At 60.8% G+C, this 18,163-nt stretch carries 15 protein-coding genes and 1 pseudogene; 2 read left to right on the forward strand and 14 right to left on the reverse strand.

Annotation, left to right across the window (positions count from 1 at the left end):
- Positions 1-13: 13 nt before the first annotated feature.
- Positions 14-640, forward strand: a complete 627-nt coding sequence (locus tag AC07XZ_RS14415; RefSeq protein WP_102687482.1) for a class I SAM-dependent methyltransferase — start codon at positions 14-16, stop codon at positions 638-640.
- 3 nt (positions 641-643) lie between these two features.
- On the opposite strand, the pseudogene AC07XZ_RS14420 reads toward AC07XZ_RS14415, so the two are convergent.
- The 4 genes and pseudogenes from AC07XZ_RS14420 to AC07XZ_RS14435 all read right to left on the reverse strand — a co-directional run bounded on the left by AC07XZ_RS14420 (position 644) and on the right by AC07XZ_RS14435 (position 8,213).
- A pseudogene (locus AC07XZ_RS14420) lies at positions 644-2,896 on the reverse strand (glycoside hydrolase).
- A gap of 90 nt (positions 2,897-2,986) precedes the next feature.
- The gene (locus AC07XZ_RS14425) at positions 2,987-6,052 is read right to left on the reverse strand and encodes an efflux RND transporter permease subunit (RefSeq protein WP_102687481.1); all 3,066 of its coding nucleotides are present in this window, start codon (positions 6,050-6,052) and stop codon (positions 2,987-2,989) included.
- A complete protein-coding gene (locus AC07XZ_RS14430; protein WP_085746321.1) occupies positions 6,049-7,113 on the reverse strand; it encodes an efflux RND transporter periplasmic adaptor subunit in 1,065 nt (354 codons plus the stop codon). Before AC07XZ_RS14430 ends, AC07XZ_RS14425 begins: the two co-directional genes overlap by 4 nt.
- Positions 7,110-8,213, reverse strand: a complete 1,104-nt coding sequence (locus tag AC07XZ_RS14435) for an efflux RND transporter periplasmic adaptor subunit (protein ID WP_011331936.1) — start codon at positions 8,211-8,213, stop codon at positions 7,110-7,112. Before AC07XZ_RS14435 ends, AC07XZ_RS14430 begins: the two co-directional genes overlap by 4 nt.
- Positions 8,214-8,357: 144 nt before the next feature.
- Here AC07XZ_RS14435 and AC07XZ_RS14440 point away from each other — a divergent pair, with 144 nt between their 5' ends.
- Positions 8,358-9,518, forward strand: coding sequence for an AAA family ATPase (locus AC07XZ_RS14440; RefSeq protein ID WP_102687480.1), 1,161 nt, complete (start codon positions 8,358-8,360; stop codon positions 9,516-9,518).
- Between the two features lie 245 nt (positions 9,519-9,763).
- Here AC07XZ_RS14440 and AC07XZ_RS14445 read toward each other — a convergent pair whose 3' ends face one another.
- The 10 genes from AC07XZ_RS14445 to AC07XZ_RS14490 all read right to left on the reverse strand — a co-directional run bounded on the left by AC07XZ_RS14445 (position 9,764) and on the right by AC07XZ_RS14490 (position 17,891).
- The gene (locus AC07XZ_RS14445) at positions 9,764-10,642 is read right to left on the reverse strand and encodes a transporter substrate-binding domain-containing protein (RefSeq protein WP_007952765.1); all 879 of its coding nucleotides are present in this window, start codon (positions 10,640-10,642) and stop codon (positions 9,764-9,766) included.
- Positions 10,639-11,436 carry an amino acid ABC transporter ATP-binding protein gene (locus AC07XZ_RS14450; protein ID WP_064592683.1) on the reverse strand — a complete coding sequence of 266 codons (798 nt, stop codon included), beginning with the start codon at positions 11,434-11,436 and terminating at the stop codon, positions 10,639-10,641. Before AC07XZ_RS14450 ends, AC07XZ_RS14445 begins: the two co-directional genes overlap by 4 nt.
- Positions 11,433-12,092: an amino acid ABC transporter permease gene (locus tag AC07XZ_RS14455; protein WP_007952770.1), complete on the reverse strand. Its 660-nt coding sequence runs from the start codon at positions 12,090-12,092 to the stop codon at positions 11,433-11,435. Before AC07XZ_RS14455 ends, AC07XZ_RS14450 begins: the two co-directional genes overlap by 4 nt.
- Positions 12,073-12,738, reverse strand: a complete 666-nt coding sequence (locus AC07XZ_RS14460) for an amino acid ABC transporter permease (RefSeq protein WP_074689410.1) — start codon at positions 12,736-12,738, stop codon at positions 12,073-12,075. Before AC07XZ_RS14460 ends, AC07XZ_RS14455 begins: the two co-directional genes overlap by 20 nt.
- Positions 12,739-13,200: 462 nt before the next feature.
- On the reverse strand, positions 13,201-13,998 hold the full coding sequence (locus tag AC07XZ_RS14465; RefSeq protein ID WP_102687479.1) for a MetQ/NlpA family ABC transporter substrate-binding protein: 798 nt from the start codon (positions 13,996-13,998) through the stop codon (positions 13,201-13,203).
- Between the two features lie 166 nt (positions 13,999-14,164).
- Positions 14,165-15,097: a sigma 54-interacting transcriptional regulator gene (locus AC07XZ_RS14470; RefSeq protein ID WP_085746316.1), complete on the reverse strand. Its 933-nt coding sequence runs from the start codon at positions 15,095-15,097 to the stop codon at positions 14,165-14,167.
- A 56-nt stretch (positions 15,098-15,153) separates the two neighbouring features.
- Entirely contained in the window at positions 15,154-15,735 is a 582-nt protein-coding gene (locus AC07XZ_RS14475) for an alpha/beta hydrolase (protein ID WP_007952774.1), read from the reverse strand.
- A gap of 169 nt (positions 15,736-15,904) precedes the next feature.
- Positions 15,905-16,306 carry an ExbD/TolR family protein gene (locus AC07XZ_RS14480; protein ID WP_003220570.1) on the reverse strand — a complete coding sequence of 134 codons (402 nt, stop codon included), beginning with the start codon at positions 16,304-16,306 and terminating at the stop codon, positions 15,905-15,907.
- A gap of 1 nt (position 16,307) precedes the next feature.
- Positions 16,308-17,033 (reverse strand): MotA/TolQ/ExbB proton channel family protein, encoded by a 726-nt coding sequence (locus AC07XZ_RS14485; RefSeq protein ID WP_007952775.1) that lies wholly within the window; start codon positions 17,031-17,033, stop codon positions 16,308-16,310.
- A gap of 45 nt (positions 17,034-17,078) precedes the next feature.
- On the reverse strand, positions 17,079-17,891 hold the full coding sequence (locus tag AC07XZ_RS14490; protein WP_041475106.1) for an energy transducer TonB: 813 nt from the start codon (positions 17,889-17,891) through the stop codon (positions 17,079-17,081).
- Positions 17,892-18,163: the final 272 nt, after the last annotated feature.

Below are 18,163 nucleotides of genomic sequence, written 5' to 3' on the forward strand. Positions count from 1 at the left end.
GCGCAGTTCGACCATGAAGCAGACCCCCACCGATCTGGAACAGATCACCTCTACCACCCTCGGCCACTACAACTCGGTGGCCGAGGACTTTCGTGAAGGCACCCGCGATCACGATGTCAGCCAGAACATCGACGCCCTGTTGCGGCACATCCAGGCTGAGGCGCCGTTTTCCATCCTCGATTTCGGCTGCGGGCCGGGGCGCGATTTGCAGACATTCACCCGGATGGGACACGTCGCCGTCGGCCTCGACGGCGCGGAGAAATTCGCGCAGATGGCGCGAGAAGACAGTGGCTGTGAAGTGTGGTGCCAGGACTTTCTGAAACTGGATCTGCCGGCAGAACGCTTCGACGGGATCTTCGCCAATGCGGTGCTGTTTCATGTGCCGTTGCAGGAATTGCCCCGGGTCTTGAAACAGCTGCACGAGACATTGAAACCGGGCGGCGTGCTGTTCAGTTCCAATCCGCGCGGGGATAACCGTGAGGGCTGGAACGGGCTGCGTTATGGCTCGTATCACGACCTGCAAGCGTGGCGCGGATTGTTGACCGCTGCCGGGTTCGTCGAGCTGGAGCACTACTACCGGCCGGCGGGGCTGCCGCGTGAGCAGCAGCCCTGGCTGGCGAGTGTCTGGCGCAAGACCTGAGACTCAGGGCCCCGTCTCAACCTGAAAGTAAGCTGGCGCTTGCTCGGGCGAGCGCACAGTGATGCTCCGTGCGGGCAATGTCAGCCCCTGCACCTCACGCGCCTGCACATCAAAATTGGCCAGCAATCGCGTGCCGTCTTCAAAGGATGTCTGCTGAACCAGCCGGTCCGCGCTCAACCATTCGAAACCGGTGAGCGCCTGAGTTGCCAGACGCTCATGCAAAGGCCGGAAGAACGCATCCTGACGGGCAATCTGCGGCAATCGCTGCGCAAGCGTATCGACACTGAGGTGATACAGCGGCGCAACGTTGTAGAGAAGCTGAGCGAGCTCGTTGTCCGCCCGAACGTTGGTCAATTTCAGGCTATCGAACAGCCAATGGTGGGACGTGATCACCGAGCCATGAAAAACCGCTTGGTACAGCGGCAAACGGCTGGCCGGATCAAAGTGAATACGCCGCAACGACTCTTTGATCGGCACAGGTTTGAAGAAAACCTCTGGCTGCTCCGGCGGATACTACTTGCCTGCAAAATACCTGGACTTGGTGTTCTTGCTCATTTCGACGTCACCCCAACCGATCACTGGTGTCTGCATGCCATGGGCGAACAGCACGCCTTGCGCGGTCGTTGCGTTGCCATCTTCTGAACCGGTGGGCAGTTTCAATACTTCATTGATCCAGCGTGATGCGCCGATGTTGCCTTCGGCATTTTGTGCCTGGGTCATCGTTGCTCCGGGACGGTAGCTGTCGAACAGCATGCCGGTGGCATAGGCATCGAGAAACCAGCTGTTGAAACCGGCGGCGTCGCGAATCGCTTCGACGCGCTGCTCAAGCAGCGGTCGCACGCAACGGGGGTCGGTGTAATGCCCAGATTGCTGGAAACCGCTTTTCAACGTTCCGTCGCCCTTCACGATTGCGCACTCAAGATTCGCCTTGTCCCCCAGATGTGCCGTGGTCCAGTCAGGGTTCTCGCTGCGGCTCAGCGCCGTCTCATAGGAATCGTACGGCGCGATCAGATAACCCGCCGCCACGCCGGCCTTGATCGTCTCGGGGTGCCAGAGGCCACCCTCCCAGCCTTCACCCAGTCCCAACCACAAACGGGACAGCCCGGCGTTCTGTAATTGCTTGATCGTATCCAGTGACAAGGTGCTGCCCCAGCGTTCGGGTTCGGGCATCAGCGCCTCACCGAGGTCGGCTGCCACTTGTGCGCGTACATCAGCGTAACCTCTGACCAGAGCCTGCATGTCCGGTACGGCCCGGGCCTGCCAGGTCTTGCGCGCCAGGGTATTCAGGGCGTGGTTGAGACCGCGCAACAGCACTTTTTTCTGATAACCGTTCAACTCCCCGCCAATGGCAAGGATCTGCAACGCCTCACGATCCATTCCCGCTTTCAGCCCACTGGCCAGCGAGCCACCACCGCGCAAGGTGTCAAGCAGCACGGGCCAACTGCGCACATCTTTGGCCCCCAGCAGATCGTTGCCCCAAAGGTACAGATGATTGGCACCCAGCAGCCGCTTCGCCTGAGGCGTTTTCTCGAATTTGCTGCTCAGAGTTTCATAGCGACCGTTATCGATCAGCCATTGCCGGTAGCGTTTGGCACCAGCCAACAGGTCGTCCGCCCCGAGGAACAGCGTGAACGTCAATGGTGCGGACGGATCGAGTGAGGTGAAGCGATGCCGGGCGGAAAGTGCCAAAGCCTCGCTTTGGGCACTGAACAACAGCCGATTGTTGAAGGGATTGGTCATCAGCCAATGCAGGCTGAATCCGTCATGCTCAACACCCCAGAGCGGCAGGCTCAGATCCTGAGTGGTATTGAATTCGCCCTGACTCAAAAGGAATTCCTGCCACACCGGATCGCCACGCGGCACATAGTGCCCCTCGGCCAGGGGCCAGATCAGTCCCTTGCCCATCACGCTGGCGGGCTGACGAAGAAATTCCAGTTCCGCGGGTTCACGCGCGGTGATCGAGAAGGACAGATCATGTTGATCCAGGCTCGCGCTGAGGATCCAGGCCCCGTCATCCCATTGCCAATCGATGCGATCACTACGCCTGATCAAGTGGCTGACCTTATGTGCGGCAACGCCCGCCGAGACCTGCACCGTCGCATCGTTTGCAGGCGTGACACGGACAGCCAGCGTTGCCGGATCGAGTTGCACGTGCCACAACGAGTTTTCCAATAATGTGTCGGCCCAGGACAGGGACGACAGGCATAAACCGGCAATCAGCAATAGCGCGCGCAGCCAGCAGGTAACGGTAAGCATCAGACGTCCCTTCTCCTAAAGGAGGAGGGACGTTAACCGAATACGCCGACGCTGTAAGTCAGGCCCTTCGCAAATATGTAACAGGCGTACTCACTGTGCCGATGGCGAAGCGTCCTTCTTCGGCTCGCGAATCTTGTACCAGGCCACGTACAGCGCTGGCAGAAACAGCAGCGTCAGCAGGGTCGCAATCACGATCCCGCCGATCATCGCGTAGGCCATCGGCCCCCAGAACACTTCCCGGGCGATCGGGATCATGCCCATGCTCGCCGCCGCGGCGGTGAGCAGGATCGGGCGACGTCGGTGCTCGGTGGCTTCCACCACCGCATCCCACGGCGCGTAGCCTTTGCGCTCGAACTCGTCGATCTGGGTCACGAGGATCACCGAGTTGCGGATGATGATGCCGATCAGCGCCAGGATCCCGAGGATTGCCACGAAGCCCATCGGCGTACCGGTCGGCACCAGCGCCAGCACCACGCCGATCAGCCCAAGCGGCGCGACACTGGCCACCAGGAACAGCTTCTGCACGCTGTGCAGCTGGATCATCAGGAAAGTCGCCATCAAAAACAGCATCAACGGCAGCACTTTCGCAATCGGCCCTTGGGCCTTGCCACTCTCCTCGACCGTACCGCCGGTGGCGACCTTGTAGCCAACGGGCAGTTTTTCGGCGAACGCGTCGATGGACGGCTTCAACAGTTTCACCAGATCGGTCGGCTGAATCTCGTCACGCACCGACGCCTTGATGGTGATGGTCGGAAGGCGATCACGACGCCACACCAGCGGCTGCTCCAGCTCATAACGAACCGTGGCGAAGGCCAGCAGCGGAATCGACGTGCCGTTGGGCGTGACGATCTGCAGGTTCTGCAGGGTTTCTGGCGTACCGCGTTCCGAACTCACCGCGCGACCGACCACATTGATCAGGTAGATGTCGTCGTTGACCTGGGTCAGCGGCGCGCCACTGACGATGCTGTTCATCAGGTTCGCCACGTCCTCGGACGACAGCCCGAGCTGGCGCGCCTTGTCCTGGGCGATGTCGATTCGCAGGACCTTGCCCGGCTCGTTCCAGTCGTAAATGATCTCGCCGATGTGCTCGTTCCTGTCCAGTTCAGTCGCCAGGTCGATGGCGTGTTTGCGCACCTGGTCGATGTCCTTGCCGCTGATCCGGTACTGGATCGGACGCCCCACCGGCGGGCCCATTTCCAGCGCCTGCACGTAACTGCCGATGCCGACGAAGTCCTTGTGCAGCCGTTCGCGCAGGCGCTGGCTCAGGGCCTCGCGGGCTTCGAAGTCTTTGCTGACGATCACCAGTTGCGCGTAGTACGGGTTCTGCAATTGCTGGTCGAGTGGCAGGTAGAAACGGATCGCACCCTGACCGATGTAGGTGCTCCAGCGCACGATGTCCGCGTCGCCCTTGAGCGTGGCCTCGAGCTTGTCGACGGCCTTGCGGGTCTCGTCGATCGAGGCGTTTTGCGGCAGGTTGAGGTCGACCAGGATTTCCGGTCGATCCGAGGACGGGAAGAACTGATTCTGCACAAAACGCATGCAGAACACCGCCAGCACAAACAACAGCACGGTGATGCCGATGGCCCACCAGCGATTGCGCATGCACCACAGCAAACCGCCGTTGAATGCGCGGCCAACGCGCCCCGGTTCGGCTTCATGGGCTTTCACGTTGGTACTGAGAATGTGCACGCCGATCACCGGGGCGAAGAACACCGCCACAATCCAGGACACGATCATCGCCACGGCAATCACCGCGAACAGCGTGTAGGTGTACTCGCCGGCAGAACTGGCGTTGAGCCCGATGGGGACGAAACCGGCGACCGTCACCAGCGTACCGGTGAGCATCGGGAACGCGGTCGAGGTGTAGGCGAACGTCGCGGCCTCCTCCTTGCTCTCGCCCATTTCCAGGCGCGTGACCATCATTTCCACGGTGATCATCGCATCGTCCACCAACAGGCCGAGGGCAATGATCAGAGCACCGAGGGAAATCCGCTGCATGGTGATGCCGCTGTACTCCATGAACACGAACACCATCGCCAGCACCAGCGGGATCGAGCACGCCACCACCAGCCCGGCGCGCACGCCGAGGCTGATGAAGCTGACCACCAGCACGATCACCACCGCTTCGAACAAGGCACTGGTGAAGCCGCCGACGGCCTCCTCCACCACCACGGCCTGATCGGACACTGTGTGCACACCCACGCCAACCGGCAGATCCGCCGTCAGTTCATCGATGCGTTTATGCAGGGCCTTGCCAAACTCTTGGACGTTGCCGCCCTTCTGCATGGCAATCGCCAGCCCAATCGCCGGTTTGCCGTCGAAACGGAATTCCGGCGTCGCCGGATCAGTGTAACCACGAGTGATGTCGGCGATATCCGCCAGACGATAGAAGCGGTCGTTGAGCTTGAGATTGACCTCGGCCAGGTCTTTCTCCGAAGCGAACTGCCCCGAAGTCCGCACGGAAATCCGCTCAGGCCCCGCCTCGATGACACCGGCCGGGGTCACGGCGTTCTGCGATTGCAGGCTCTGCACCACCTGGCGCTGATCGATGCCCAGCGCCGCCAGTTTGCGGGTGGAGAAGTTCAGGTAAATCACTTCGTCCTGCTGGCCGATCATTTCGATCTTGCCCAGCCCCGGCACATTGCGGATCTCCGCCCGCGCCTGTTCCACGTAATCGCGCAACTGGCGCATGGTCAGGCCGTCGGCGGTGAAGGCGTAGACCGAGCCGAAAACATCACCGAATTCGTCGTTGAATCCCGGCCCCTGAATGCCTTGAGGAAACTGCCCGCGAATATCGTCGATCTTCTTGCGCACCTGGTACCAGATTTCCGGAATGTCCTTGGCGCTGGTGGTGTCGCGCAGGTACACGTATACCGTCGATTCGCCGGGGCGCGTGTAGCTTTTCACGTAGTCGAGGGAATCGAGTTCTTCGAGCTTTTTCTCGATGCGGTCGGTGACCTGCTTGAGGGTTTCTTCCTGGGTCGCGCCCGGCCATTTGGTCTGGATCACCATGGTCTTGATGGTGAACGACGGGTCTTCCTCGCGCCCCAGATTGAAGTAGGAGAACACCCCCATGAGCAATGCGACGAACATCAGATACCAGACGAAAGACTGATGCTTGAGGGCCCATTCGGAGAGATTGAAAGAGCCTTTCATTGACTGTCCTCGTCAAGTTTCACGGATTGTCCGGGTTTGAGACTGTTGACGCCGGCGCTGACCACACGCTCGCCGTTCTTCACGCCCCCCGCAAGTACAACGCTGCTATCGGTGCGGCTGATCACGCTGACGTCGCGCGGGTTGACGGTTTTGCTCTGGGTGTCGATGACCCAGATCCGCGCTTTTCCGTCGACCTCCTGCAACGCGGTGACGGGCAATTCGATACGCGGCTTGATCGCCGAGCTGAGGGTGACGCTGATCGCGGTGCCGAGGCGAAAGCCGTCGGGCGTATTGGCCAGGGTCAACCGTGCGCGGCGGGTGCGCGTCGCACTTTGTGCCTGGGGTTCGATCTCGCGCAGGGTGGCCGTGGAGTTGATGCTCGGGTCGAGCTGCCCGGCCACCAGAAACACCACGTCAGGAGGTATCTCATCGACCAGGGTGTCCGGCAGATCGATCACCGCTTCCTTGATGTCCGGTTGCGCCAGGGTCACCACTTGCTGGCCCGCCGTCACCACCTGCCCGGCCTCGGCGTTCCACGCGGTGACCACTGCCTTGTGGTCGGAGCGTAGCTGGGTGTAATCGAGTTGATCCTTGCTCTGGTTGACCGCCGCGCGCGCCTGATCCAGCGAAGCCTGGGTGGTTTTCAGGTCCGTCATGGCAATGTCCAGTTGCGCCTGCGCGCCGACACCACGGTCGAACAGCGCTTGCTGACGGCGGGCATTGGCCTGGGCGTTGATCAGCTGTGCCTGAACCCTGGCCAGGTCGCCCTGGGCCGAACGCAACTGGTTCTGCTGGTCGGTCGGATCGAGGGTAGCGAGCAGCGTGCCCTTCTGCACCTCGGTACCGACGTCGACGTTACGGCTGGCAATGCGCCCGCCGACACGAAAACCGGTGTTGCTTTCATAGCGTGCCTGAATGCTGCCGGCGAAACGCCCGAGGTTTTCCTCGCTCATCGCTTCGACCTTGACCGACAACACCGGCCGTACCGGCTCCGGCGGTGGCTCGCTTTTCGAGCAGGCGGCGAGCAACACGCCAATGGATAACAGCCCCAGACGCTTCATGGCTGTGCTCCCGGTTGCAGATCCTTGTAGGTGTTTTCGGCAATTTCGACCTTCATGCCCGGATGCAGCAACTGCCCACCCGCGACAATGACTTTTTCCCCGCCCTTGAGGCCCTCGCTGATGATGACCTTGCCGATCAGATAGCGGCTGACGGTGACGTTGTGCAACTGCGCTTCGCCTTTGTCGTCGACCATCCACACGGCCGGATCGCTGACGTTCTTGGTCAGCGCCGACCATGGCAATTCAACGGCCGACTTGCCGGTGCCCTTGGCCGTGGCGCTCACCACCGAGCCCAGTTGCATCCCTTGCGGCAGGCTGTCGAGGCTGACTTTGACCTGCACCGTGCCGGACTGCGCGGACACCGCCGGGGTGATTTCGCGCACGGTGCCGGTGGTCTTGATGGCGGGGTTGTCGAGCAGGCTGACGACAATCGAACGCTCCGCCGGCCGTTCGGCCAGCAGGGATTCATAAACGTTGAACACGGCGTCGCGGTCGCCGTCACGGGCCAGGCTGAATATCGGCGCCGTGGCCTGAACCACCTGACCGACTTCGGCCTGACGCTCAGTGATGACGCCCGGCGCATCGGCGATCAGCGCGGTATAGCTCAATTGATCCTTGGCGTTGGCCAACTGCGCCTGCGCTGCGCTCAAGGCACTCTGGCTGCTGCGCAAGGCGGCCTGCGCGGAATCGTATTCGCTCTGGCTGGTGTAGCCCTTGGGCAACAGTTTCTGCTGGCGGACGAACGCCGCGGCGCTCTGTTTGACCCGCGCCTGCTCGGCCACTACCTGAGCCTGGGCGGAATCGACGTTGGTCTGCAAATCCTTCGGATCGAGCTTGGCCAGCACTTGTTTGGCCGAGACACGATCACCGACATCGACCATGCGCTGGATGATCTTGCCGCCGACCCGGAACGACAGTTCGGTCTGCACCCGTGCCTGAACATCGCCGGTGAGGGTCACGGCGGCGGCGTAATTGGCGGGGTTCACCTCCTGCACGAAGACCCGGGGCAGGTATTCCGCAGGGGCCTTTTTCTCGCCGCAGGCGCTCAATAAAGCGAACAGACTCAGCATGACCGCTGTTTTCAATCCGGGACTCGCCATGCAGACTCCTTCCTGTGTACGAACGTGCAAGTGACGATACGACTGTGAGCTTAGAACAGGGTTCAACCTTCGTCCGGGCGATATATGCATTTCTGTGCAGCGAGTATCCTGATCCGGATTTCGGGGCACCCAAGAAGGATTTTCATGCTCAAGACCCTCGCGGTGGCCAATTACCGCTCGATCAATAAATTGGTGATTCCGCTGGGCCGTCTGAACCTGATCACCGGCCCCAACGGCAGCGGCAAGTCCAACCTTTATCGGGCGCTGCGGCTGCTGGCGGAAACCGCTCAGGGCGGCGTGGTCAATGCGCTGGCCCGTGAGGGTGGTCTCGACTCGACCTTCTGGGCCGGACCGGAAACCATCAGCCGGCGCATGCGCAACGGCGAGGTGCCGATCCAGTCCACCGTGCGCCAAGGTGTGAAACGCCTGCGCCTGGGCTTTGCCGGGGAGGACTTCAGCTATTCGATCGCCCTGGGATTACCGGAGCCAAGCCTCTCGTACTTTTCCCTCGACCCGGAAATCAAAAAAGAATGCATCTGGGCCGGACCGCTCTATCGTCCGGCCAGTCTGCTGGTGGATCGCGACGGGCCGATGATCCGAGCCCGTGAAGGTCGTGGCTGGGATGTTCTGGCGCAATACACGCCGAACTTCGACAGCCTGTTCGATCAGGTCGGCAGCCTGCGTACCTCGCCGGAAGTGTTCCAGATGCGCGAGTTCATCCGCCGCTGGCGCTTCTACGATCACTTTCGCAGCGACGCCGACGCCCCGGTGCGCCAGCCGCAACTGGGCACGCGCACGCCGGTGCTGCATCACGATGGCCGCGATCTGGCGGCTGCGTTGCAGACCATCCGCGAGATCGGCGATCCCGAGGCGTTGCAGGCGGCGATCAGCGATGCGTTTCCCGGCGCACGGCTGAACATTGCGCCGCTGGCAGGCGGACGCTTCGCTATCGAGTTCTTTCAGGAAGGATTGCTGCGGCCGTTGTCGGCGGCGGAACTGTCGGATGGCACGTTGCGCTATCTGCTGCTGGTCGCCGCGCTCCTGACGCCACGCCCGCCGTCGCTGATGGTGCTGAACGAACCGGAAACCAGCCTGCATCCGGATCTGCTGCCGGCGCTGGCGCGCTTGATTATCCGGGTGTCGGAGCAGTGTCAGGTGTGGGTGGTGTCCCATGCCCGGCGATTGATTTCGGCGTTGCAGGAAGACCCGGAATGCAATTGCATCGTGCTGGAAAAAACCCTCGGCCAGACGGGGATCGTCGGGCAGAGTGTTCTGGATGAGCCGGCGTGGAATTGGCCTGATTAGGTGTGTCAGTTGGAGAGCCCCTCACCCTAACCCTCTCCCGGAGGGAGAGGGAACCGATTGGGGAAAGCTCAAGAGTTACGCCGACCTGAAAGTGCTTCTGTGAATCCATAATCGACTCGGTGTCTCAGGTCGATGTAACTCTCAAAACACCTCGGTCGGCTCCCTCTCCCTCCGGGCGGTCCGACGTTTCGGGAGGGCTGGGGTGAGGGGTTGCTCTGCATCCTCACCGCCGACCTGTCAGGCAATCAGCCCTGCCACTTCCCGCCTTCGACAATCACGCTCTCTGGCTTGGTGTCATCGCTCAGCTCTTTGCGCACGTATTGGTCATACAGCTTGAGCAGGTATTTCTCTTCCCCAAGCTTGGCCAGCTCCGTATTCACCCAATCGCGCAATTCGATATTGCCCTTCTTCACCGCCGGGGCAATCGGCGCTTCGGCGCCAAGTTTTTCGTCCAGCACGCGGTAGCCCGGGTTCTGCTTGGCCCAGCTGAACAGCACCAGATTGTCCTGCGCGTAGGCATCGCCACGGCCGTTGGCCAGGGCTTGCAGGGACTCGGAGTTTTTCTCGAACTTCAGCAGTTTCCAGTCCGGGTGGTTCTTGGTCAGCCAGATATCGGCGGTGGTGCCGGTGGTGACGATGGTGGTGCGGGTCGCCAGGTCATCCAGCTTTTTCACCTCGCTGCCTTGGGGCACCAGCGCCTGCACCGCGACCTTGAGGTTCGGGTTGGTGAATTCCACCGCTTCCTTGCGCTCCGGAGTCACGGTCATGTTGGCGAGGATCAGGTCGACCTTGTCGCTTTGCAGGAACGGAATGCGACTCGCCGGTTCCACGGCCACGAACTCGACCTTGTTTTCATCGCCCAGCAGATCCTTGGCGAATTGACGGCCGATGTCGGTATCGAAGCCGACGTAACGCCCCGCTTCGTTAACGAAACCGAACGGCGGTTTGTCGGTGAACACGCCGACGATCAGTTTGTCGCGGGCCTTGATCTTGTCCAGGTAACCGGCCGGCGCGGTGCTTTCGCTGGCGACTTTCGGCTTGGCCGGTTCTTCGGTCTTGTTGCAGCCGGCCAGCAACGCAAGGCTGATCAGCGGTAAAGCAAATAAGGCTTTGGCAGTTTTCATGGCAGTTCCAGTTCCTTGGTTTGAGACGTTGTGGGCGAAGTCGTTGAAGTCAGCGCTTCGACGTAGGAGAACTTCTCCAGGAACTGCTGCGCGCGTGCGGTTTGCGGGTTCGTAAAGAAAAGCTCGGGCGGGTTCTGCTCAAGGATGCGCCCGCCATCCATGAACACGATGCGATCGGCCACCGCGCGGGCGAAGGCCATTTCGTGGGTGACGATCAACAGGGTCATGCCTTCGCGGGCCAGGCCCTGAATCACTTCCAGCACTTCCTTGACCATCTCCGGATCAAGGGCGGCAGTGACTTCGTCGAAGAGCATGACCCGCGGGTTCATGCACAACGAACGGACGATGGCGATGCGTTGCTGCTGGCCGCCGGAGAGCTGGCGCGGGAAGGCGTCGCGCTTGTCCGCCAGGCCGACGCGCGCGAGCAACGCTTCGGCTTGTTGCTGTGCTTCGCGGCGTTCGCGCTTCTGCACTTTCAGCGGGCCGAGCAGCAAATTGTCGAGCACGCTCATGTGCGGAAACAGGTGATAACTCTGGAACACCATGCCAATCTGCTGACGCACTTCGCGCCAGTCGGTGGCCTTGTCCAGCAATTCACGGCCGGCGAACTTCAGGTGACCGCTGTGGGCGGTTTCCAGACCGTTGAGGCAGCGCAGCAAGGTGCTTTTGCCGCAGCCGCTGGGGCCGAGGATGACGATGACTTCGCCGGATTTCACTTGCAGGTCGATGCCCTTGAGCACCTGCTGTTCGCCGAAGAATTTGTTGAAACCCTGAAACTCGATCAATGCGCTCATGCTTGCGTCCAGCGCCGCTCCAGCACGCGCGAAGCGGCCGACAGCGGGTAGCAGATGAAAAAGAAAAACAGGAACAGCGCGCCGTAGATCAGCACCGATTCGTAGGTGCGCTCGATGATCTGCTGGCCGACCTTGATCACATCGACAACGCCGATCAGCACCGCCAGCGAACTGGTCTTGATGATCCGCGTGTAGACGTTGATGGTCGGCGGCGTCATGCGTTTCAGCGCCTGGGGCAAAAGCACGTAACCGTAGAGCTGCGCCGCGTTCAGACCGATCGACAGCCCCGCCTCACGCTGCCCGCGCGGCAACGAATGCAACGCACCGCGCGCCACTTCGCCGACCTCGCTGGCGCCCCACAGCGACAGCACCAGCACCGCGCACCAGAAGCTCGGCAGGCTCAGGCCGAAGAAAATCGGCAGGCCGAAAAACAGCAGGTACAACCAGACCAGCACCGGGATCGCCCGGAACAGCTCCAGATAGATTCGCAGCAGCGCGTTCAGCCACGTCACGTTGAGCGTGCGCAGCACGCCGTAGAGCACGCCGCCGACGGTGCTGATGGCGATACTGAGGAACGAGATCGACAGGGTTTGCCCGGCGCCTTTGGCCAGTTGCGGCAACGACACCCAGAGCAGTTCAAGACCCGAACTGGCCATGCTGGAGCCTCCTTTCCAGACGGCTCAACAGCAGCGAAAGCGGCAAGAACAGCAGCACGCAGATCAGCGTCAGCACGGCGAGCATTTCGTAGGTTTTGTAGTAGAGCGCGATGTAGCTTTTGGTGGTGTAGAGAATTTCCGGCACCGCCACTGCCGAGACCACGGTGGTCTCCTTGAGCAGGAAAATGAAATTGGCGAACAGCGACGGCAGGCTGAGGATCCCCGCTTGCGGCAGGATCACGTAACGCAGCAACTGACCGTGGGACAGGCCGATTGAGCGGCCCGATTCAAGCTGCGCCTGAGGCACCGCATCGACACCGGCGCGCAGCACTTCGGTGAGGTAGGCCCCGCCGAGAAACGTCATGGTGATGATCGCGGCGCTGAAGCCGGAAACCTTGATCCCCAGGGCCGGCAACGCGAAGTAGACGAAGAACAGCTGGATCAGCAGCGGCGTGTTGCGTGCCAGTTCCACATACAGCCCGACCAGTTTTTGCAGGTAGGGCGTGCGGAACACCAGAATCGTTGCATTGAGCAGCGCCACCAGCAGCGAGGTGCCAATGGCGATCAAACCGACCTGCAGCGTCACGCCCACGGCCTTGAGAAACGCCGGCAGGGTGCTGAGGATAAATGCGTAATCGAAGGTCATGAAACATCCTGACGCCGCTCGGTAAGCGACGGTGGTGCAGTCCATGGACAGCGGGTAACTGTCCGGCAGGCACCGACTTTAAAGGTATAAGAAAAAGAATTTAAATACCGTTAAAGCATATTGATATCACGCAAAAAACTATCCTGCGGGTTTGCCCCGACAGAATAAGAAGGCTATTTTTCCTTTCGCTGTAGGACGGATCTTTTTTTCGTAAAAGCCCTCCAAGGACGAACAGCTTTTGGCCAGACTCCCCCGGCCAACCCCATAACAAGGAAGAGAACATGGACGTAAAAGTGCCGCAGCGACCGGACCCGCAGGATTTCGTGAAATGGCTGGTGGCTTTGCGCAGGGCGCTGAAAACCAGCGCTGCCTGAGTCAGCCACACGCAATAAAAAACGCCGATGACCATCACTGGTCATCGGCGTTTTTTTCAACCTTGAAGGGGGTTGCTGTTGCGTCGGATCAGAACGCCGGCAGTACCGCGCCGTTGTACTTCTTCTCGATGAACGCTTTGACTTCAGGGCTGGTCAGGGCAGCGGCCAGTTTCTTGATGGCGTCGCTGTTCTTGTTGTCTTCACGGGCAACCAGGAAGTTCACGTAAGGCGAATCAGCACCTTCGATCACCAGGGCGTCCTTGGTCGGGTTCAGCTTGGCTTCCAGCGCGTAGTTGGTGTTGATCATGTCCAGGTCGACTTCTTTCAGAACGCGCGGCAGCAGGGCCGACTCCAGTTCCTTGAACTTGAAGTTGTGCGGGTTCTTGGCGATGTCTTTTGGAGTCGCCAGGGCGTTCTTCGGATCTTTCAGTTCGATCAGGCCGGCTTTCTGCAGCAGGATCAGTGCGCGACCGCTGTTGCTGCCTTCGTTCGGAATGGCGATGGTGGCGCCGTCCGGCAGTTCGGCCAGGGTCTTGTATTTGCTCGAGTAGCCACCGAACGGTTCAACGTGAACACCTTGCACGGTCACCAGGTACTTGGCCTTGTCGTCCTTGTATTTGCCGGCGTTGAAGCTGTCCAGGTAAGGCTTGGTCTGGAAGTAGTTGGCGTCCAGACGCTTCTCGCCCACCTGTACGTTCGGCTGTACGTAGTCGGTGAAGACCTTGATTTCCAGATCCACGCCTTCTTTGGCGAGGGTCGGTTTGATCAGTTCGAGGATCTCGGCGTGCGGTACCGGCGTCGCAGCAATCACCAGTTTCTCGCCGGCCTGGGCCAGGGAAGCAGTCAGAGCAGCCGCCAATGCGGTAAACAACAGAACCTTTTTCATGCAGTGTCCTTATCGAAAATCACGGTCGTCATCGACGACGGCATTAATACGTGTGCCAGCGATGTGCTACTGCTGGCGTGAAGCGGACAATACCGGGATTTTTTATTCCCGGACAATAACGTTTATTCAGCTTCATATTCCATTTTGTTCATGTTGAACAAAATGGTTACAACGCCTCGCTCAGGCTCAACAGCAATTCTTTCAATGCCTTACGTTCGTCGACGGTGCCGTTGAGGCTGACGCTCGCCACCTGACGTTCGATCTGAACCAGCGGCCCAGACACCTCGGGCAGGTTCAGGTGCTCCGGCAGGATTTCGTCGCCGGTGCTCACCAGCAGCGCAAAATGAATGACGTTTTCCAGCTCCCGGGTGTTGCCCGGCCAGCTGTGTTGCTCCAGCACCTGTTGCGCCGCCTCGCTGATCAGCGGCACCGGCAGGTCCAGGCGCTGGCTGTAAATGCCGAGGAAGTACTCGGCCAACGACAGAATGTCGCCGACCCGCGCGCGCAACGCTGGCAGTTCCAGATGGCCTTCGCTGAGATAGTGATAAAGCCGCTCGTGGAATTTCCCTGCCGCCACCGCTTGCGCCAGATCGATGCTGGTCGCCGCTACCAGGCGCACGTCCACCGGGCTCGGTTGATGCGCACCGACGCGGGTGACTTCGTGGTTTTCCAGGGCGGAAAGCAACTTGATCTGGATCGGCAGCGGCAGGTCGCCGATCTCGTCCAGGTACAAGGTGCCGCCGTTGGCCGAACCGAACCAGCCGGCGCGACTGCTGGCCGAGCCGCTGTAGCTGCCGGCGGCGTAGCCGAACAATTCGGCATCGGCGTAGGTCGGGCTGATCGCCCCGCAATTGACCGAGACAAACAAGCCGCTGCGATCACTGGCGCGGTGGATGTGGCGGGCGAGCAATTCCTTGCCGGTGCCGGTCTCGCCGCGAATCAACACCGAGATCGAGCGCGGTGCGAGCTGGGCCATTTCCTCGCGCAACTGGCGCGAGCGTGGATCGACGAACACCAGCGCCTTGGCGCGAATACTTAGGGGACTTTTTTCTGCATCGGGAAAGGTCAGCAACGGCTGGCCAAAGGTTTCAAAACTCATGGCAGACTCCCGCCCCAAATCGCCGGGAGACGGGGGCGTTGAAAAAATAAAAGTGGTCAGGCACGGCGCCGGGCGTGGTGTTCCATGCGGTTTTGCAGGCGATACAGATAAGCGAATCCCTGCTCCCAGCGTTGATGCCCGGACTTCACGTTGATATGGCCGGCACCTGCGAGAATCCCCGCCTCGGCGCCCCAGTTGCGCGCCAGTTCCAGCGCACGCGGCGCACTGACGGCGGCGTCGTTGTCGGAGCTGACGACCTGGCTCGGGAAGGGCAGCAGATCGGTCGGGATCGGTGCGAAGTTCCGCAGTGCCGGCACGCACGCCGGACGCTCGACATCCGCCGGCGCCACCAGCAGCGCCCCGCGCACCTGACGCAAATGATGCAGTGGCGCGGTGGCCGCCCAGTGCGCCACAGTGATGCAGCCCAGACTGTGCGCGATGAGAATCACCGGCGAGCTGTCAGCGGCAATCGCCTCGGCCAGCGCCGCGACCCAGTCTTCACGACGCGGCGTCAGCCAGTCGGCCTGCTCCACCCGCGCGCTGTTGGGCAGGCTGTTCTGCCAGTGGGTTTGCCAATGATCTTCTGGCGATCCTTGCCAGCCCGGCACAATCAGATAACGGATTGATTCGTTGCGCATGGGGGAGCTCTCCTGCGTCGTGTCTGTTCCTGAACGAGTATAGGGACGGGATATATATTCGTTAAGGAATAAGAAGCTATTTATTAAGACCTGAAAAGCATATTAAGCATTGGGCAAAAAAAGGGGCCGCACCCTGCCAAGGAGACGGCCCCGGAAAAACGTGAAACCCTTATCGTGCAGTGATCACCGACAGCTTGGTGATGCCCGCCCGCTCAATCGAAGCCATGGCTCGCGCCACTTCGCCGTAATTCACCCCGTCGTCGGCCTGCAATTGCACGCGCACTTCCGGGTCCTTGGCCTTGGCCGACTTGAGGTTGAACTCCAGCAGGTCCGGCTGGATTTCGTCCTTGTTGATAAACAGTTTTCCAGCACCGTCGATGCTCACCACCAACGGGTCTTTCTGCTCGACCGGCGCCACCGCTTCGGTTTTCGGCAGGTTGATCGGTATCGCGTTGGTCAAAAGCGGCGCGGTGACGATGAACACCACCAACAGCACCAGCATCACGTCCACCAGCGGCGTCACGTTGATCTCGCTCAGCACCTCGTCGCTGTCTTGCGTGGAGAAGGCCATATCAGGACGCCTCCTTCACTTTTGTTGCGTTGCCCTGGGCCGCAGCCTTGTGCGCGGTCGGGTGAATCAGTACGCGGAACGAGCTCTTTTGCGCCAGGCTGTAGAAGTCGTGGGCAAAGTCGTCCAGGTCCGCCGCCGTCAGTTTCAGACGACGCAAAAAGTAGTTGTAAACCAGCACCGCCGGCACCGCGACCGCGATCCCCACCCCGGTGGCGACCAGCGCTGCACCGATGGGCCCTGCGACCGTTTCCAGGCTCGCCGAACCTGCCGCGCTGATGCCTTTCAACGCTTCCATGATTCCCCACACCGTGCCGAACAGACCAATGAACGGCGAGGTGCTGCCAATACTCGCGACCACCGCCAGACCGGTTTCCAGCGAACGGCGCTCGCGGACGATCTGCTGGCGCAAGGCACGTTCGAGGCGATCCTGATGATTGATCGCCTGGCTCAGGTCATTGGCCTGCGGCGCCTCGCCCACTTGTATCGCCGCATAACCGGCCTGTGCCACCCGCGCTGCCGCGCCGGGCTGGGTTTCGCTCAACTCGGCGGCGGAGTCCAGACTCGACGCCGCCCAGAAGCGTTTGTGAAATTTTCGGTCCTGCGCCTTCAACCGGCCGAACTGCAAAGCCTTGAGCAATGCCAGGCCCCAAGTGGCGACAGAGAAGACCACCAGCAGCCAGATCACCGCGCTTTCGATGGATTCCAGTGGAGATGCCAGTAACGTCATGATGTGTTCCCTCGTGTAAACGTTTAGCGCGAAATTGGTTTCGGTTTAATGAATCTTGAAATCGATGGGTACGCTGACCCAGCCGTCCTGGGCGACATCACCCTGCTTGGCCGGCACGAAGCTCCAGCGCTTCACGGCGTCCAGCGCCGCGTCGTCGAGCTGTTGCCGGCCACTGCTTTTCTGAATTTGGATCTCGCCCGGTTTGCCACTGGCCAACACGTGCACCCGCAACAGCACCGTGCCTTCCCAACCGCGACGCTGGGCCAGCGACGGATACTCCGGCGCCGGGTTCTTCAGGTACGCCGCGTTGGCCGAGGCCGGCGTCACCGGAGCAGGCGCCGGTGGTGCAGGTGGCGCTGGCGCGGCGACCGGAGCGGCCGGTTGTGGCGGAGCCGGTGGTTGCTCGACGGCTTTTGGCGCTGGTTTCGGTACAGGTTTGGCGACCGGTTTCGGTTTGGGGATCGGCTTCGGTTTCGGTGGTGGCTTAGTTGCCAGTTCGTCCTCCACCGGTGGCGGAGGCTCGACCACAGGCGCCGGTGGTGGCGGTACAACCACAGGTGGTGCCGGTGGCGCCGGGCGCGAAAATTCGATGGTCATCGGTGGAATTTCCGGCGGCACGATCGGCAGCGCCGGTGTCGGATGCTGGTTGATCCAGTAGATCACCGCGCCATGTACCACCAGCGCCAGAACGCCGAGCAGAATCGTTTCGCGGCGGCTCAGAATGCCCTTGGGCGCGCGCTGCAAACGCAGCTGCCCCAACGGCACACGATGGGGCCGGCCGAGATCGACCAACTCGCCGCTCGGCGCCTGGCGCCACAGCACCTCCTGTGCACTGGCGGCGGTCTGGACATTGCCCATTGATTTACTCCCTGCGGTCTCTTTGCGTTTTTTCGCTTAGCCGATTCGCCGCTTGTTGAATCCCCCACGGCGTGATCGATAGGTCAATCATTGGGCCAGCGGCTTATCTCCGAAAGTAATCTTTCATGTTATGAATAGACGTTTATGGAATATATAAAACGGTCATTTCCGCCAAAGCCACGGCCTGCAAGGCTTCCAGCGATTCGCCGGAATCGACATGCTTTCCCGGCATAAAAAGTATTCATCCAAGGCATCGGGTTATCGATGACCGG

The sequence above is a fragment of the Pseudomonas sp. GW458-11-26-14-LB4 genome (assembly GCF_059423925.1).

What these genes read in the sequence shown, in the direction of transcription:
- AC07XZ_RS14435 (WP_011331936.1), bottom strand. Translation starts at nt 8,213, where the DNA reads ATGGCGAGTCCCGGATTGAAAACAGCGGTCATGCTGAGTCTGTTCGCT.
- AC07XZ_RS14475 (WP_007952774.1), bottom strand. Translation starts at nt 15,735, where the DNA reads ATGCGCAACGAATCAATCCGTTATCTGATTGTGCCGGGCTGGCAAGGA.
- AC07XZ_RS14450 (WP_064592683.1), bottom strand. Translation starts at nt 11,436, where the DNA reads ATGAGCGCATTGATCGAGTTTCAGGGTTTCAACAAATTCTTCGGCGAA.
- AC07XZ_RS14440 (WP_102687480.1), top strand. Translation starts at nt 8,358, where the DNA reads ATGCTCAAGACCCTCGCGGTGGCCAATTACCGCTCGATCAATAAATTG.
- AC07XZ_RS14430 (WP_085746321.1), bottom strand. Translation starts at nt 7,113, where the DNA reads ATGAAGCGTCTGGGGCTGTTATCCATTGGCGTGTTGCTCGCCGCCTGC.
- AC07XZ_RS14425 (WP_102687481.1), bottom strand. Translation starts at nt 6,052, where the DNA reads ATGAAAGGCTCTTTCAATCTCTCCGAATGGGCCCTCAAGCATCAGTCT.
- AC07XZ_RS14465 (WP_102687479.1), bottom strand. Translation starts at nt 13,998, where the DNA reads ATGAAAAAGGTTCTGTTGTTTACCGCATTGGCGGCTGCTCTGACTGCT.
- AC07XZ_RS14460 (WP_074689410.1), bottom strand. Translation starts at nt 12,738, where the DNA reads ATGACCTTCGATTACGCATTTATCCTCAGCACCCTGCCGGCGTTTCTC.
- AC07XZ_RS14490 (WP_041475106.1), bottom strand. Translation starts at nt 17,891, where the DNA reads ATGGGCAATGTCCAGACCGCCGCCAGTGCACAGGAGGTGCTGTGGCGC.
- AC07XZ_RS14470 (WP_085746316.1), bottom strand. Translation starts at nt 15,097, where the DNA reads ATGAGTTTTGAAACCTTTGGCCAGCCGTTGCTGACCTTTCCCGATGCA.
- AC07XZ_RS14480 (WP_003220570.1), bottom strand. Translation starts at nt 16,306, where the DNA reads ATGGCCTTCTCCACGCAAGACAGCGACGAGGTGCTGAGCGAGATCAAC.
- AC07XZ_RS14455 (WP_007952770.1), bottom strand. Translation starts at nt 12,092, where the DNA reads ATGGCCAGTTCGGGTCTTGAACTGCTCTGGGTGTCGTTGCCGCAACTG.
- AC07XZ_RS14415 (WP_102687482.1), top strand. Translation starts at nt 14, where the DNA reads ATGAAGCAGACCCCCACCGATCTGGAACAGATCACCTCTACCACCCTC.
- AC07XZ_RS14445 (WP_007952765.1), bottom strand. Translation starts at nt 10,642, where the DNA reads ATGAAAACTGCCAAAGCCTTATTTGCTTTACCGCTGATCAGCCTTGCG.
- AC07XZ_RS14485 (WP_007952775.1), bottom strand. Translation starts at nt 17,033, where the DNA reads ATGACGTTACTGGCATCTCCACTGGAATCCATCGAAAGCGCGGTGATC.